General features: G+C 70.3%; 15 protein-coding genes and 1 other RNA gene. 3 read left to right on the top strand and 13 right to left on the bottom strand.

Annotated features, from left to right (window positions below):
* Positions 1 to 5: 5 nt before the first annotated feature.
* Positions 6 to 392 carry a hypothetical protein gene (locus tag ACIBP6_RS35165; protein ID WP_397058122.1) on the bottom strand — a complete coding sequence of 129 codons (387 nt, stop codon included), beginning with the start codon at positions 390 to 392 and terminating at the stop codon, positions 6 to 8.
* A 144-nt stretch (positions 393 to 536) separates the two neighbouring features.
* Here ACIBP6_RS35165 and ACIBP6_RS35160 point away from each other — a divergent pair, with 144 nt between their 5' ends.
* A complete protein-coding gene (locus tag ACIBP6_RS35160; RefSeq protein ID WP_397058121.1) occupies positions 537 to 941 on the top strand; it encodes a hypothetical protein in 405 nt (134 codons plus the stop codon).
* Here the strand turns inward: ACIBP6_RS35160 and ACIBP6_RS35155 are convergent.
* The 10 genes from ACIBP6_RS35155 to ftsE form a co-directional block, all read right to left on the bottom strand.
* Positions 886 to 2,049, bottom strand: a complete 1,164-nt coding sequence (locus ACIBP6_RS35155) for an ARPP-2 domain-containing protein (protein ID WP_397058120.1) — start codon at positions 2,047 to 2,049, stop codon at positions 886 to 888. The two genes, ACIBP6_RS35160 and ACIBP6_RS35155, sit on opposite strands and share 56 nt — an antisense overlap.
* Positions 2,046 to 3,530: a hypothetical protein gene (locus ACIBP6_RS35150; protein WP_397058119.1), complete on the bottom strand. Its 1,485-nt coding sequence runs from the start codon at positions 3,528 to 3,530 to the stop codon at positions 2,046 to 2,048. The genes ACIBP6_RS35155 and ACIBP6_RS35150 overlap by 4 nt, the downstream gene beginning before the upstream one ends.
* Before the next feature lie 107 nt (positions 3,531 to 3,637).
* Entirely contained in the window at positions 3,638 to 4,486 is an 849-nt protein-coding gene (locus ACIBP6_RS35145) for a phosphatidylinositol-specific phospholipase C/glycerophosphodiester phosphodiesterase family protein (RefSeq protein WP_397058118.1), read from the bottom strand.
* Positions 4,487 to 4,561: 75 nt separating this feature from the next.
* Entirely contained in the window at positions 4,562 to 5,191 is a 630-nt protein-coding gene (locus ACIBP6_RS35140) for a hypothetical protein (protein WP_397058117.1), read from the bottom strand.
* Positions 5,188 to 6,003: a hypothetical protein gene (locus ACIBP6_RS35135; protein WP_397058116.1), complete on the bottom strand. Its 816-nt coding sequence runs from the start codon at positions 6,001 to 6,003 to the stop codon at positions 5,188 to 5,190. The genes ACIBP6_RS35140 and ACIBP6_RS35135 overlap by 4 nt, the downstream gene beginning before the upstream one ends.
* Positions 6,004 to 6,641: 638 nt before the next feature.
* Positions 6,642 to 7,025, bottom strand: a transfer-messenger RNA (tmRNA) gene (ssrA, locus tag ACIBP6_RS35130).
* A gap of 293 nt (positions 7,026 to 7,318) precedes the next feature.
* Complete coding sequence (locus tag ACIBP6_RS35125) at positions 7,319 to 9,178, bottom strand: penicillin-binding transpeptidase domain-containing protein (RefSeq protein WP_397058115.1); 1,860 nt, start codon at positions 9,176 to 9,178, stop codon at positions 7,319 to 7,321.
* A 20-nt stretch (positions 9,179 to 9,198) separates the two neighbouring features.
* On the bottom strand, positions 9,199 to 9,666 hold the full coding sequence (smpB, locus tag ACIBP6_RS35120; protein WP_397058114.1) for an SsrA-binding protein SmpB: 468 nt from the start codon (positions 9,664 to 9,666) through the stop codon (positions 9,199 to 9,201).
* 47 nt (positions 9,667 to 9,713) lie between these two features.
* Complete coding sequence (gene ftsX / locus ACIBP6_RS35115) at positions 9,714 to 10,622, bottom strand: permease-like cell division protein FtsX (protein ID WP_132615653.1); 909 nt, start codon at positions 10,620 to 10,622, stop codon at positions 9,714 to 9,716.
* Positions 10,623 to 10,642: 20 nt separating this feature from the next.
* A complete protein-coding gene (ftsE, locus tag ACIBP6_RS35110) occupies positions 10,643 to 11,332 on the bottom strand; it encodes a cell division ATP-binding protein FtsE (RefSeq protein WP_103956370.1) in 690 nt (229 codons plus the stop codon).
* Between the two features lie 203 nt (positions 11,333 to 11,535).
* Here ftsE and ACIBP6_RS35105 point away from each other — a divergent pair, with 203 nt between their 5' ends.
* A complete protein-coding gene (locus ACIBP6_RS35105; protein ID WP_111178237.1) occupies positions 11,536 to 11,727 on the top strand; it encodes a hypothetical protein in 192 nt (63 codons plus the stop codon).
* On the opposite strand, the gene prfB is transcribed toward ACIBP6_RS35105, so the two are convergent.
* A complete protein-coding gene (gene prfB / locus ACIBP6_RS35100; RefSeq protein ID WP_397058113.1) occupies positions 11,713 to 12,828 on the bottom strand; it encodes a peptide chain release factor 2 in 1,116 nt (371 codons plus the stop codon). The genes ACIBP6_RS35105 and prfB overlap by 15 nt on opposite strands.
* Before the next feature lie 47 nt (positions 12,829 to 12,875).
* Between prfB and ACIBP6_RS35095 the strand changes: the two genes are divergently transcribed.
* Positions 12,876 to 13,892, top strand: a complete 1,017-nt coding sequence (locus ACIBP6_RS35095) for a hypothetical protein (protein WP_397058112.1) — start codon at positions 12,876 to 12,878, stop codon at positions 13,890 to 13,892.
* Positions 13,893 to 13,899: 7 nt separating this feature from the next.
* On the opposite strand, the gene ACIBP6_RS35090 is transcribed toward ACIBP6_RS35095, so the two are convergent.
* Complete coding sequence (locus ACIBP6_RS35090; protein WP_397058111.1) at positions 13,900 to 14,859, bottom strand: serine/threonine-protein kinase; 960 nt, start codon at positions 14,857 to 14,859, stop codon at positions 13,900 to 13,902.
* Positions 14,860 to 14,861: the final 2 nt, after the last annotated feature.

Raw genomic sequence — 14,861 nt, 5'->3', positions numbered from 1 at the left:
TCCACCTACGGCCGCCTCTCCCCCACCGGCCCAGGCACGCTGACGGCGGCGGCCACGCCGAGCACGACCGCGACACCCCCGGCCGAAGGCCCCTGCTCGCGTACGGCCTGCGCCAGGTCGGGCCCTTTGACGTACTCGGTGACGAGAGAGGCGACGTCCCCGTCGATCCCGGCGTCGATGACGGGCACGGTGCGGAACCGGGCGACCCGCCGCGCCGCCACCTCCCGCTCGAAGCGCCGCCGGAACGCCGGATCCCGGGCCAGTGCCGAATCAATGATCTTGCTGGCGGCCAGGCCCCCGGTGGGCGTGGCCGCGGGGCGCATCTCGCCCATGCCGCCCCGGACGAGCAGGCGCCGCAGCACGTACCCGCCTATGACGCGATCGCCGTTCATCGCGAGACACCTTAGCCACATTCGCCCCCTTTCGACCGGTCGGCGGGTCGGCGACCATGGACAGACGGACGAAGTACCCACGTTTCCGGACCTCCCGCCCGCTGTCCCTGGCCGGGGCGGCCGTCTCCGGCCACAGTCGTGGGCATGACGACGACCACGAGATCAGGCCGCCGCTGGGGCAGATTCGCCCTCCACTACGTCGAGATGATCATCGCGATGTTCGCCGGGATGTTCGGCCTCGGCATGCTGCAGTCCGCCGTCGGGCTCGGCGTCCCGCACGCGGAGCAGCCCGAGCTCTGGTATCTGGTCATGGCCTTCAACATGTCCGTCGGCATGGCCGCGTGGATGCGGTTCCGCGGGCACGGCTGGGCGCCGACGCTGGAGATGTGCGCGGTGATGTTCGCCCCCGTCGTGCCGCTCTTCCCCCTGCTGTGGTTCGGCGTCATCGACGCCGACGGGCTGATGCTGGTCTCGCACGTGGCGATGTTCCCGCTCATGCTGGCGGCGATGTTCCGCCGCCTCGACGAGTACGCCGCCCACCACCACTGACGGCCTTGCGGTAACCGTCGAGGACGTCCTGCCGCAGCAGGTGTCCGAACCCGGCCCGCTCCAGGCGCATCCCGAGCGCCGCCACGTCGATCCCGAGCGCGGCGGCCGCCTCGGGAAGGCTCCACCCGTGCGCGGCCAGCACGCTCAGCAGGTGGCCGCGCCGGCTCTGCGCCTCCGACAGCCGGAACGTCTTCAGGTACGCCAGCCGCCCCTCCTCGTCGGTGATCGTCTCCCCGATGTGGTTGTCGCCCTTCCGCTCGAACGACGGCAGGAACCGGCTCAGCGTGAACCGGCCCATCCGGTAGATCTCCTCCACCCGTTCGGGGGCGCGGAGGAGCCCGGCGGCCATCACGGAATCGTGGAAGCCGGCCCACTCCCGCTCGTGCCGATCCGCCTCGGCCCGCAGGTCGGCGAGCGAGGAGACCGCGGCGTCGTCGATGACGGCGGGGAAGTCCCTGGCGGGGTGGAGCATGGCGTACTCGTGGACCAGCTCGCCGTACAGGTCGCGGACGAGCGTGGGATGCAGCGCCCGGTAGTCCTCCGGGTGCGGCACCACGAACGCGCCGGCCGGCGCGTCGGCGGCGTACAGCAGCAGCCCGCACTGCCCGGGATGGATCTCGAAGACCTTGAGCGCGTCGTCCAGCCCGCGCACCTGCGCCCCCGTGAACGCGTCCTCGGCCCGGGGGGACAGCCCGTGGGCGACCGCCCGGCGCGACCACTCCTCCCACACGATCTCCGGCCCGCCGAAGTGCAGCGCGAGGAACCCCTCGACGGCCAGGTGCAGCGGCAGGAACCTGAGCCGGTTCCGATCCGCCCGCCGGGCCATCCTGCGCCGCAGCCGGACGGGCACGCGTCGCAGCGGCTGCCCGAGCTGCGTCCCGTACGCCGCCGCCGGGCCGCCGTCGCCGGTCCAGGACGCGACGAAGGCGTGCGGCACGTACGCGGTGTAGACCGTACGGTCCGGCAGGAACACCACGGAGGGCTCGTCGCCGTACACCTTGGCGTGCAGGCGCAGGTCGACGATGGGCTCGCGGCGGACGAGCGGCACCAGCCGCAGCGCCCCCCAGGTCTGCGCGGGCCGCGTCTCCAGCCCGTCGAGATCGATCACGAAACCCCCCGCTCATCCAGCGTCCGGCGCCGCCCGGTCATCCAGGCCCCCCGATCTCTCACGGCCGCCCGGTCCTCCAGGTACGCCCGCAGCTCCGCGACCCCCGTCCGCCCCTCCGCGAACCTGGCCAGTTCCACCAGCGCCGGCAGGTCCTCCGCGTCGCGGATCCCGGCCGTCGGCACCATCGGCGACAGCCGCCGCACGTCGAACTGCTCGGTGTCGTACACCGGGTTGAGATGCACGACGCCGACCTCCCCGCCCGGGTCGAGCCGGCGCCGCCAGACCCGCAACGCCTCGGCGGCCAGCCCCGGCGGCGCGTTGTCCCACCCGTCGGAGACGATGACGACCAGGCCGGGCCGCGTCTCCAGCGCGTCGACGATCCGCCGCCCGAGCGGCGTGGGCCCGGACGGCCGCGCCATGAGCGGGTCGGTCCCGCCCGACACCCACAGCCCCCGGTACGTCCCGGCCAGCGCCTCCAGCAGGTGATGGCAGGCCAGCGCGACCGCGAGCGGCCGGCGGCGCTTCACCGGCGAGCCGTAGGAGGAGAAACTGTCGTCCAGCACCGCCGTCACGGTCCCCCACGTGCCGGCCCGCGCCCCGGCCGCCCGCGCCGCCGAGGCCCGCAACGCGCCCACCAGCTCGGCACGCCGCTCCGCCCGCGTCCGGTGATCGAGCGACAGCACGTACGAGGCCACCCTGACCAGCGGCAACGCGGCAAGGTCGGCGTCGGTGCGCACGCCGTCACGCTCCGCCGCTCCCGCGAGGCGGAGCCGTTCCAGCCGGGTGAGGCGGGGCGCGATGCGTTCGAGGAAGACCGCCCGGCTGATGCCGTGCCGGGCCGCGAACCCCTCGGCCACCGTGTACGGCAGGTCGTACAGAGCCGAGGTGTCATAGTGAGCCCGCCGCCACGCCTCCAGAACGGGCGTCTCGTAGCGGGCCCGGCCGAACGGCGCGAACAGGAAGTCTCCCAGCTCACCGGCCGGCCGCAGGTGCGCGTGCCGCACCGCCGACTTCACCGCCGCACGGTACTTCACCGCGTCGAAGGCCAGGTCGGGACGGCCGGCGAGCCAGTCGCGGACGATCGCCCTGGTGCGCCGGTTGTTGACGCCCTCGCGGCGCAGCCGCCCGAAGAGCCGGTAGACCCGGGGCGGGCTCATCCGGCTCAGCCGCCACGCGATCAGCCGCGCGTCACCGGCCCCGCCCTTCTGCCGCAGCAGGTTGGCGATGATCAGCGCGGCGTTGTGCTCGTTGACGTCGAGCGCCAGGGTCAGGGCGTACAGGTCGGGATAGTTGCCCCGGATGTAGTCGTGCAGGAAGCCGAGAGAGAGCCGCTGCTCGCCGGCCTGGCTGTGGAACTCACGCTGGCCGGTCGAGGTGATCGCCGCGTTCGCGAAGAGCAGCAGGTCCTCGCACTCGATCAGGTCGGCGTACGTCTCCATCGGCTCCCCCCGGGTCGTGGACTGGCCGGGGAATGGGGGCACGAGCTGCGAAGCATCGCTTCAAAGGCGGGTTCCGGAAGTCGTACCGAAGTCCCGCGGCCAGTCCAGATCCGGACGTTACCGACGAAGATGAGCGGAAGCGAGGTGTTTTACGCCACCGCCTGCCCGGCGTCGACCGCCCGCAGGAACTGCTCCAGCCCCGCGAGGTCGTCGGTGTTGATGTGGTCGACGTCGGCCGCCACGAGCTCCCGCCAGAGCGCGTCCCTGGCCGGGCCGGGCGCGTCGGGGGTGGCCCAGAAGCGTACGCGCTGGCCGTCGCGGTGCGCGGTGGCCACGATCTGCCGCAGCTTCTCGCGCTCGGCGGCCGGCATCTCGCCCTCGCCGGTCCAGGTGAAGTGGTTCGTCCAGTTGTCGCTGATCAACAAGACCAGCCCGGGGTCGCCCTGGCCCAGGTCCGACAGGCGGCCGTCGTAGAAGGCGTACCGGCGTTCCTGCGCGGCCATGAGGTCGCGCGGCCGGTCGCCGCTGACGACCACGGTCACCGCGCCGGGCTTCACCTTGCCCTTGTGGAACGTCGTGAGCATCGTGCGGTGGCCGCGCAGCACCTCGTCCAGCGCCGTGTAGGTGGCGGCGCCGTTGTTCTTGATGTCCACCAGCAGCTGGAGCGGCTGCCGGGTGCCCGGGTAGACGCTGCCGGCCCGTACGCGCTCGGCCAGCGGGTCGAGGTAGAGCGCCTGGAGCGTGCGGCCCGGGCGCAGGTCCTCGGGGTCGTGGCCGACCAGCAGCTCGCCGTCCACCAGGTAGACGTCGGCCTCGACGCTGGTGAAGCCGTGGTCGAGGGCGTCAAGGAGCGGGCGTTCGTGCTCGTAGTCGTTGTGCGCGTGGGCGCGGGCGAGCGGCTCCACGCCGGCGGCGGCCGACGCGGGCAGGGCTGTCAGCGGGGCCGCCAGCAGCATGGCGCCGGCGGCGACCAGCACGCCGAGTGCTCGACGTAACATCGCATCTCCTTCGTGGTGAGGGGATGCACGCCACGTTAACCGGCAAAAGTGTGACATAAGTGACTGTTGAGGAAACTAAGGGAGATCGCGCACAGCCCGTGCCCGGATCTGCCCGAGCGTCTCGTGGCTCGCCTTGATCACCGACACCAGCACGTACGCGACCAGCAGCAGCCCCAGGCAGAGCGCGTCGGCCGCCCACCACGGGATCGCGGCGAGCAGCAGCTGCCCGTCGCCGCCGGTCAGCGACCTGATCCCAGCCGTGACCAGCACCACCACCAGACCGACCAGCACCCAGCTCCGGGCGCGTGGCAGTCCGCCCTTGGTCCACAACCGGATCCGCCATCCCATGAACACGGCCAGCACGCCCAGCAGCGCACAGAACCCGATCAGCCACCACGGCAGCGTGAAGGCCGGCTGCTGCGGAGGCGGCGCGGCGGCGGGCGGCGCGGCGATCTGCGCCCGCGCCGTACGCAGCTCCGCCTCCGCCCGGTCCTTGGCCCGCACCGCCGCGTCCAGCTGCTTGCGCAGCTGGGACACGCTCTTCTCCTGCCGCGTCGGCGGCGGCGCGGCCTCGGTCGGCAACATCCGCGCCACCACGGTCAGCATGATCGCGATGAACGCCAGCGCCAGCACGATCGTCATGAACAGGTCGATGAAACGCAGGTCGAGCGGCGGCGCGAACGACCGCGCCGGACGACGCCTCACGGCTCCCTCACCAGGGTGTACTTCTGCGGCCGGCCCTCGAGGGCGTTCAGCCGCTCGACCGCGGTGCGCAGCGCGTCCAGCCCCTTGACCAGCTCCTCGGTCCTGCTGCGCGACTCGGCGAGCTCCTGGGTGAGCCCGTGCAGGGCGGGCGCCGCCTGCTTGGCCGGCAGCCGCGCGATGTGCACGAGGAACACCTCGTCGGCCGCGGTCACCCCGGCCCGCTCGGCCCGCTCGACCAGCGCCATCGCTCCGAACGCGACCACGCTCAGGAACAACGCGATCAGCGTCACCCCGAACGCCGAGGCCAGCTCGGGCAGCACGTGCTGCTTGAGCGCCGTGATCAGCGCACCGGGGTCGCCCTGGCTGTCGAGCGCCCCGGAGAACGAGGTCACCATCGCGGCCATCGTCAGCGCCGTGCCGATGAAGCCGAAGACCGGCAGCGCCCAGATGAGCGCGTGGTCGAGGTGGTGCCGGTTGACCATCTCGTTCTCGTCCAGCGCGGAACGGGCGCTCAGCACGGACTCGCAGTCGTTCCCGGCCTCGGCCGCCTCCCTGAACAACTTCAGCCGCCGCGCCACCAGCGTGGCCTCGCCCGGACGCACCGAGGTCACGTTCGCCACCGCGCGCGCCGTCGCCGCGTTCTCACGCCGGATGTCCGGCACCGCCCGGGCGATCCTCAGCACGGCGGTCAGGAACACCGCGAAGATCAACGTGACCACGAGCTCGGCGGCGGGCGGCGCGGTCGTCGCCCCCACCGCCCCCAGCAACCCCTCCACCACTCCGACCGCGTACAGCGCAAACGAAGCCAGCACGCCCACCAGGGGCGCGAACACAGAATGCCGCCAGACGTCCCTTGACACCCTTCACCCTCACTCCGGCCCAAGAATTGTCAAAGAACACCTAACCACACGTAAAGCACTCATTGCAGGCAGTCAGCACCACACGTCCCCGAAGACGCCGTCCGGAGAGGGGCGCACCCCAGGACAAAGACCGTCCGACCGCCCCTCCGGCCGCTCTGACGATCACGACGAGAACGCATCCCGACCCGGGTGAGCGCTCCGGCTGAAGGATCATCCGCCAGGCTGTGCTCGAAGCCCCGCACGGGCGAGACGAGGGCCGAACAGACCGGTCCCCACCGAGACAGGGGCCAGGCTCAGGGTCACGCCGCCGGCCGAGACGGCCCGCACGCGCGTCAACCCGGTCACGCCCCCGGTTGAGATCGCCCGCACACGCGTCAGCCCGGTCACGCCGCCGATTGAGACGGCCCGCACGCGCGTCAGCCCGGTCACCGGGACGGAAGTGAGCCGCCGCTCGTTGGCCCCGCCACCGAGCCGGCTCCCGTTGTCGGAGTGCCATGCGAAAGCCGGCAACGCCCCCGCCACAGTCGCCGGAAAACACGAAACCGCCCCTTACCTGTGCGATTCACGCAGGTAAGAGGCGGTCTCGATGTCGGTGGAGGTGGCGGGAATCGAACCCGCGTCCTTCAACCCCAAGTCAGGGCTTCTCCGGGCGCAGCCTGCTGTGCTTTTCTCGGCCCCGGCGATCACGCAGGCGAGTCGCCGACGGGCCCAGCCACTGTTTGATTTCCCGATCTCCCCCGTGGCCGGGTTGATCGGTTGAGCCTTCTAGCGATGCCAGACACCGGGCCGAAGGCACTCCCGGGCTGACAGTGGTTTCGCTGCTTAGGCAGCGAGGGCCAGGGAGTCCCTGGCCGCCACAGTGCTCTTGGAATTGGCACTTGTTGTTTGCGGTCACAGGATTAACGAGGTTATGTCCGCAGTCCTCGGCCCGCTTCACCTGGCTTGCAAAGTCGAAGTCGAAGCCAGTCACCCCCTGTGGAATTGTCAACACGCTCCCCGCGAGGAGCGAGCAACAAGAATGTACATGGGATAACACCCCGAACGCCAACTTGATTCCCGCACGGCGAAACCCCCGGGAGCACGGCGCATCGCGCACACGCTCCCGGGGGCCGACCGGCAGGGTCGAGCCGGTCCGGACGGCAGGGCTTCCCCCGAGATGAAGCCCTGATCTCATCACGGCGACTGGGACCGCAACCCCCCGAGCGGGCCCAGTCACTCAGTAAGACGCAGCCGGATGCCCGGATGGTTGCTCCCCGTCACGACATTTTCACGGCGTGCTGCCGAGGCCCGCGAAGAAGCTCCCGGCCACGGCCGCCGCGTTGTAGTTCTTCGCCAGCACCGCGACGGCCACATCGCCCTGCCAGCCGACGAACCAGCTCTGCTGACCGCCCGCCGCCGCCGTGACGCCGTAGACCTTGCCCTTGCCCGCCTGGGCGGGGGTGCCGGCCGCGCCGGCCCGCATCATGGCGGTCAGCGCCGTACGGACCTTGGGGTCGACGGGCACGGAGGACGGCTGGGTGACCGGCACCGGCTCACCGGCCGGGTCGGGCACCTTGGGCTCGGTCACCAGCACCGGTGGCCGCCAGGTGCCGGAGGCGACCGCCGCGGCGACCAGCGCCATGCCGAGCGGGCTCACCTCGACGTTCTGGCCCGCGATGGCCTTGGCCTTGTCGGCGTCGCCGGCCAGCGACGGCAGCGTGCCGCTGAACGATCTCAGCGGCAGCCGCCACGGCTGCTCCACGCCGTACGCCCGGGCGCTGGTCGCCAGGTCTTCGGCCGTGACGCGGCGGGCCAGCGAGGCCAGCGCGGTCACGCAGCCCTTGGCGAAGTGTTGCTGGAACGTGGCCGACGTCGAGGTGCCGGTGGCCTGACCGACCTGGACGAACTTGGCCCCGCCGACCGTGCGCTCCTGCGGGCAGGCCAGCCGCTGCTTGGGGCTCACCCCGCGCCGCAGCAGCGCGTCGGCCGCCACGATGGAGAACGCCGTGCCCGCCGGGAACCTGCCGGCCAGCGCGTCGCGCTCCTGGTGCAGGCCCTTGGCGCCGACGGCGAGGATCTGACCGGTGTCGGCCTGCACGGCCACCAGCGCGCTCGTCTCGGTGTCGGCCACGGCCTCCTCGGCCGACGTCTGGGCGGCCCGGTCGATGGTGGTCTTCACCGAGACGTTCTGGCGGCCCGGCTGCCACTCCTCCAGCAGGGCGACCTGCCTGCCGGTCTTGAGGTCGAGCGTGATCACCTTGGTCTGCGTGGAGCCCGTCAGATAGTCCTGGTACGCCTGCTGCAGGCCGTTGCGGCCCACCGAGTCGCCGGCCCGCTGCGGGCCGCCGAGCTTCTGCTCGGTCTCGGGCGTGAGCGCGCTGACGCTGCCCACGATCTGCCGGGGAGCGTCGGGGTTGACGGGCTGCTCCTGCGGCTCGACCTCGATGCCGTCGATGGCCTCGAGCTTCGGCCTCATCGACAGATAACGCGTGCGCCCGAACGTCACCAGCTGCACGAACTTGTCGGGCGGCGAGGAGCGGACACGGCTCAGCAGCCGGTCTTGGGCGTACCCGGTGATCTCGGACAACTGCGCGACCACCTCCTCCGCCCGGTCGCCCAGCGCGGCCGGGTGGACGCCGGCGACGTAGAGGACGGTGTCGCTCTGCAGTGGGTCGCCGGCCCTGTCGAGCACCGGCTGACGCGGCACGGGCTCGGTGTCGACCGCGAACCGCTGCCCCTCCTTGAGCTGCGGATGCAGCACCGACGGTGACCAGCGCACCTTCCACGTGCCGTCCACGAGGTGCAGCGGGAGCGCCCCTTCGTACTGCCACAGAGGGTTGTTCTCGCCCAGGTCGACCTCGGCGTGGAAGTCGGCCTTGGACTCCTCGCCCTCGACGCTGATGCCGGTGATCCGGAAGCGGAACGAGGCCGCGTCAAGCTCCTGCTTGGCGTCGGCCAGCTCCTTGCGGACCTCGGCCGCGTTGCCGTCGGTGCGGCCGGCGGCCAGGTCGTAGTCCTCGGACTGCCAGCCGACGAGGAAGTCGCGCACCGCCTCGTGCGGCGAGGACTCCTCCAAGCAGGCGGTCAGGGTCGTGGCCGCGACCGCCAGGGTGACGGTCGCGGCGAGGGTGCGGCGGGCACGTGTCATCGGTCGCGGTGCCGCCGCTCTCATCGGTTGTGGTGCCGCAGGGCCCGGGCCATCTCCCGCTTGGCCTGCTGCTCGGCCAGGGACTGCCGCTTGTCCCAGTCCTTCTTGCCGCGCGCCACGGCGATCTCGATCTTCGCGCGGCCGTCCTTGAAGTAGAGCGCCAGCGGCACGATCGTGAGCCCGCCCTCCTTGGTCTTGGCGGCGAGCTTCTCGATCTCCTTGCGATGCAGCAGCAGCTTGCGCTTGCGCCGGGCCGCGTGGTTGGTCCACGTGCCCTGCGCGTATTCGGGGATGTGGACGTTGTGCAGCCACGCTTCGTTGCCGTCGATCATGGCGTAGCCGTCGACGAGCGAGGCGCGGCCCTCGCGGAGCGACTTCACCTCGGTGCCCTGCAGCACGAGACCCGCCTCGATGGTGTCTTCGAGGTGGTAGTCGTGCCGAGCACGTTTGTTCTGGGCGACGATCTTCCGCCCGGTCTCACGTGGCATGCTTCGACTTTACCGGCGGCGGACCCCGAAGCGGTTCATGAGCACGGTTACACCCGGAGGTAGCGGCGGAGCGTCACGAACGAGGCCAGCACACAGATGAGTACACCGATGATCATCGTGACGGTGATGGCCTGGGCGACGTCGTTCCAGGTCAGCTGGGCGGTGACGTCTCCGAAGTAGCCGGCGATCTCCTCGAACAGGAAGACCTTGGTCACGATGAGGATGACCGCCGCGAAGACACCGCCGATCAGGCCCGCGATCGTGCCCTCCATGACGAACGGCAGCTGGATGTAGAGGTTGGAGGCGCCGACCAGCCGCATGATGCCGGTCTCGCGGCGTCTGTTGAACGCCGACAGCCGTACCGTGTTGCCGATCAGCAGGGCCGCCGCGAGCACCAGGATGATGGCGACCGCCAGGGCGTAGAACGAGAGCTTGTCGAGCAGGTCGAAGAACTTGCCGATGAGCTGTTTCTGGTCCATCACCTGCGACACGCCGGGCTGGCCCTCGATCGCCTGGATGATGGGCTGGTAGTTGTCCGGGTCGACGAGCTTGACCCGGAACGACTGCGGCATGTCCTCGACCTTGGTGGCCTCGACGAGGGCCTTGTTGGCCGCGTACGACTCCTGGAAGTTCTTGTACGCGCTGGCCTGGTCCTCGTAGAAGACCTCCTTGACGCCCTGGATGCCCTTGATGTGGCCCTCGAGCGTCTTGATCTGCGCGGTCGTGACGGCCTTGCCGTTGCACGCCGGCATGGCCGATCCCTTGTTGCAGAGGAATACCGAGATCTCGACCTTGTCGTCCCAGTACCCCTTCATCGCACCGACCTGGGCTTTGATCATCAAGCCGACGCCCAGCATCGCCATGCCGACAGCCACGGTGATGATCACCGCGATGGTCATGGTCAGGTTGCGGCGGAGGCCGATCCAGACCTCGGAGAAGATGAAATTCGCCCGCATGTTGTGTCTGCAGCTCCCTGTCAGTACGCCTGGCCGTAGACGCCACGCGACTGGTCACGGACGATCTTGCCGTCCTCCAGCTCCACGACGCGCTTGCGCATGGAGTCGACGATGGCCGCGTCATGCGTGGCCATGACGACCGTGGTGCCAGTCCTGTTGATGCGGTCGAGCACCTTCATGATGCCGATGCTCGTCGCGGGGTCGATGTTGCCCGTCGGCTCGTCGGCCAGCAGGATCATCGGCCGGTTGACGAACGCGCGAGCCATGGCGACGCGCTGCTGCTCGCCGCCGGACAGCTCGTCGGGCATGCGGTGGGCCTTGCCCTCCAGGCCGACCAGCTCGATGACCTCGGGCACCACCTTGCGGATGAACCGCCGCGGCTTGCCGATGACCTCCAGCGCGAACGCCACGTTCTCGTAGACGTTCTTGTTCGGCAGCAGCCGGAAGTCCTGGAACACGCAGCCGATGCGGCGGCGCAGGTGGGGCACCTTGAAGTTGGAGAGGCGGGCCAGGTCCTTGCCGGCGACGTGGATCGCGCCGGAGTTGGGCCGCTCCTCTTTGAGGATCAGACGCAGGAACGTCGACTTGCCTGATCCCGAGGGACCGACGAGGAACACGAATTCGCCCTTGTCGACGTCGACGGAGACGTGGTCGAGGGCGGGCCGGTTCTGGTTCGTGTAGACCTTGGTGACATTATCGAAATGGATCACGAGAGCATCACGGCATGCCAGTCTAGGGGTCAGGACGGAAGCGAGGGTGGCACATGCCCACTTCCCGCCGCCGACCAAACGGGTTACGTCTTCTTTACTGATGATCGACGTTCCGATTGGCCAGACGACAGTCTAGGGGGAAGACTGGCATGGAACGTCCATAACGGAAACAAAACGATTGTGCGGCTAGACTTGGGGCTGTCATGAGCTGTGAACACCTCGTATGCGCCCAGTGCGCCCACCCCGTGATCGAAGGCCGCTGCCCCATGTGCCGCGCCAGCAGGGAGCGGATGCATCAGCACGGCTTCGCCGGGCTGTCACCCGCCCTCATCGCCCTTCTCCTGATCGCGCTCTTCCTGCTGACTCTCGCGATCAACCACCTAAGCGGTCTCTGACTCCTGCCGCCGCATCCAGCGGATCTCCGACTCGATGAACTCGTCGAGGTCGCCGTCGAGCACCGCTGACGGGTTACCCGCCTCGGTGGCCGTGCGCAGGTCCTTCACGATCTGGTACGGGTGCAGCACGTAGTTGCGGATCTGCGTGCCCCACGACGTGGTGGTGGCGCCGCGCAGCTCCGACATCTTCTCCGCCTCCTCCTGCCGCTTGCGCTCCAGCAGCTTGGCCTGCAGGACGTTCATCGCGGTGGCGCGGTTCTGCAGCTGCGAGCGTTCGTTCTGGCAGGAGACGACGATGCCGGTCGGCATGTGGGTGATGCGCACCGCCGAGTCGGTGGTGTTGACGCCCTGGCCGCCGGGGCCGCTGGAGCGGTAGACGTCGACGCGGATCTCGTCTTCGTTGATGTCGATGTGGTCGGTCTGCTCGACCACCGGCACGACGTCGACGCCGGCGAACGACGTCTGCCGCCGCCCCTGGTTGTCGAACGGGCTGATGCGGACCAGCCGGTGGGTGCCGTGCTCGCCCCTGAGCGTGCCGTACGCGTAGGGGGCCTTGATGGTGAACGTGGCCGACTTGATGCCGGCCTCCTCCGCGTAGGAGGTGTCGTAGACCTCGGTCGGGTAGCCCTTGCGCTCGGCCCACCGCAGGTACATCCGCAGCAGCATCTCGGCCCAGTCGGCCGCGTCGACGCCGCCGGCCTGGGAGTTGATGGTGATGAGCGCCTCGCGGGCGTCGTACTCGCCCGACAGGAGGGTGCGGACCTCCAAGGCGCCGATGTCGGACTTGAGCGTCTCGAGCTCCCTGTCGGCCTCGACGCGCGTGTCGTCGTCGCCCTCCTCGGCCGCGAGCTCGTAGAGCACCCTCAGGTCGTCGAGGCGGCGTGCGACGCCCTCGACGCGGTTGAGCTCGCCCTGGAGATGGGAGAGTTTGCTCGTCACCTTCTGGGCCTGGTCGGGGTCGTCCCAGAGGTCCGGCGCGGCAACCTGCTGCTCCAGCTCCGCGATCTGCTTGCGCAGCGCGTCGAGGTCGAGGACGTCCTGGATGCTGCGGAGCGTACCCGCTAGCTCGTTGATCGCTTCTGCCGGATCGATGCCTGCCACGTCTCCCAAGGGTACGCGACCGCCGCGCGCCCGAATAACATGGCGAGGTGCGCGCATACGGTCGGCGGGAAATGCTGGCGATCGCCGCCGGCTTGCTCGCCGCGGCGACCGCCTGCACCAGTGATGCCCGATCGACTCCCACGAGGCCGGCCACCACCGCCCCGGCGACCCCGTCACCCTCGCCCGCCGAGCCGGCCGTCACGCGGGACGAGGCGGCTGAGGTGTTCACCGAGATCACCGTCACCGACGACGCGTTGCGGGTGGCGAGCGACCTGCAGGGGCGGCTGGCGCTGGCGACCGACATCACCGCGGGCGGGCAGACGCAGCTCACGGTGGGCGCCTACCTGTCCACCGACTACGCGCCGCCGCGCTACAAGTGGGGCGCTCCGACGCTGTACGTGCCGAGGTTCGACCCGGGTGAGCGTTCGCCGTGGTTCAGCGCGCTGGCGACCCGCAACGGGCAGCCGACGCTGCTGACGTTCGCCAGGTCCGACCGCTGGCGGCTCAGCTCGGCCGCCCAGCTGCTGCCGGGCGAGGAGCTGCCCGAGATCCGGCTCGACGCCGACGGCTACGCCGGCGCGGTGCCCTCCGACGACACGAGCGTCACGATCAGCCCGCAGTTCATGGGCCCGGTGCACGCCAGCGTGGCCGAGACCGGCACGGCCGGTTCGACCGCCGGCCTGCTCGCGCCCGGCCCCTACACGACCGACGTGGCCGAGCAGATCGCCACCTACCGCGAGACCGCCAAGGCCGACGGGTTCAGCTACGACTCCATCTTCAGCGCCGACAACTACCCGGTCTACGGGCTGCGCACCGAAGACGGCGGCGCGCTGATCCAGTACTCCCTGTCGCGCACCACGTCCACGAAGAACGTGACGAACAAGTCGTACATCATCCCCGTGCCGGAGGAGGCGGCCTGGGCGATCTCCTCGCCCTCGGTGCCGCGCACCCTCAGGCTGACGGAGATCCACCAGTACGCCACCACCGTCCCGCCGCTCAGCGCTCCCGCGCCCGCCGAGGTGATCGCCCACGACGGCGCCCTCACCCGCGCCACCGGCGACTGACGCGCGCTCAGCCCTCGCGTTCGAACGCCTGTCTCATGCGCAGGTAGGCCTTCTCCTGCTCCCGCAGCCGGGCCGCCGCTTCGTGGTCCTGGCGCTCGATCGCGGCGTCCATCAGCGACGTGAAGGTGGCGTGATAGAGGTCCAGCGCGGACCGCGTGGCGGCGCGGTCGGGGCGGTGTCTCCGGGCGATCCTCCGGAGCCACCGGGCGACCTCGTCGGCGTGCTGAGGGCGGCGGGCCGGGTCTTTGGCGAGCAGGGAGAGCACGAGCGCGTCCAGCTCCCTGTTCCCCGTCGCCGGGGAGGGCGGCGGTGTGTTCAGGTGCCCGTACATCGCGTGGGCGATGTTCGACGCCGGGAAGGGCACCCGGCCCGTGCAGAGCTCGTGCAACACGCAGCCCAGGGAGTAGAGATCCGCCCGCCGGTCCACGCCGGAGCCGCCGAACTGCTCGGGCGCCATGTACGCGGGCGTGCCGACCGTCAGGCCGGTCCTGGTGATGCGGGTGGCGTCGAGGGCGCGCGCGATGCCGAAGTCGCAGATCTTCACCGTGCCGCCGTCGAGGAGCACGATGTTCCGCGGTTTCAGGTCGCGGTGGACGATGCCGAGGGCGTGGGCGGCGCCTAACGCCGCGGCCAGCTGGCGGCCGATGTCGAAGACGTCGGAGAGCTCCAGGCCGTCCGCGTGGTCGCGGATCACGGCTCCGAGATCCCTGCCGTTCAGCAGCTCCATGACGATGAACAGGCGTCTTCCGTGCCGGTCGACGTCGAAGACGGTGGTGACCCCGGGATGGTTGATCCGCGCGGCCAGCTTGCCCTCGCGCAGGAAGCGCCTGGCCTCGTCGCCGGAGTCAGGGGCCATCAGCTTGACCGCCACCGGGCGGTCCAGCCGCAGGTCCAGCGCACGCCAGACCTCGCCCATCGCGCCCTTACCGAGTCGTCTCTCCAACCGGTAACGGCCGCCCAAGTCCATGA

The sequence above is a fragment of the Nonomuraea terrae genome, from assembly GCF_044465245.1.
Lineage (GTDB): Bacteria > Actinomycetota > Actinomycetes > Streptosporangiales > Streptosporangiaceae > Nonomuraea > Nonomuraea terrae.
This window is presented reverse-complemented; position numbering and strand designations above follow the sequence as displayed.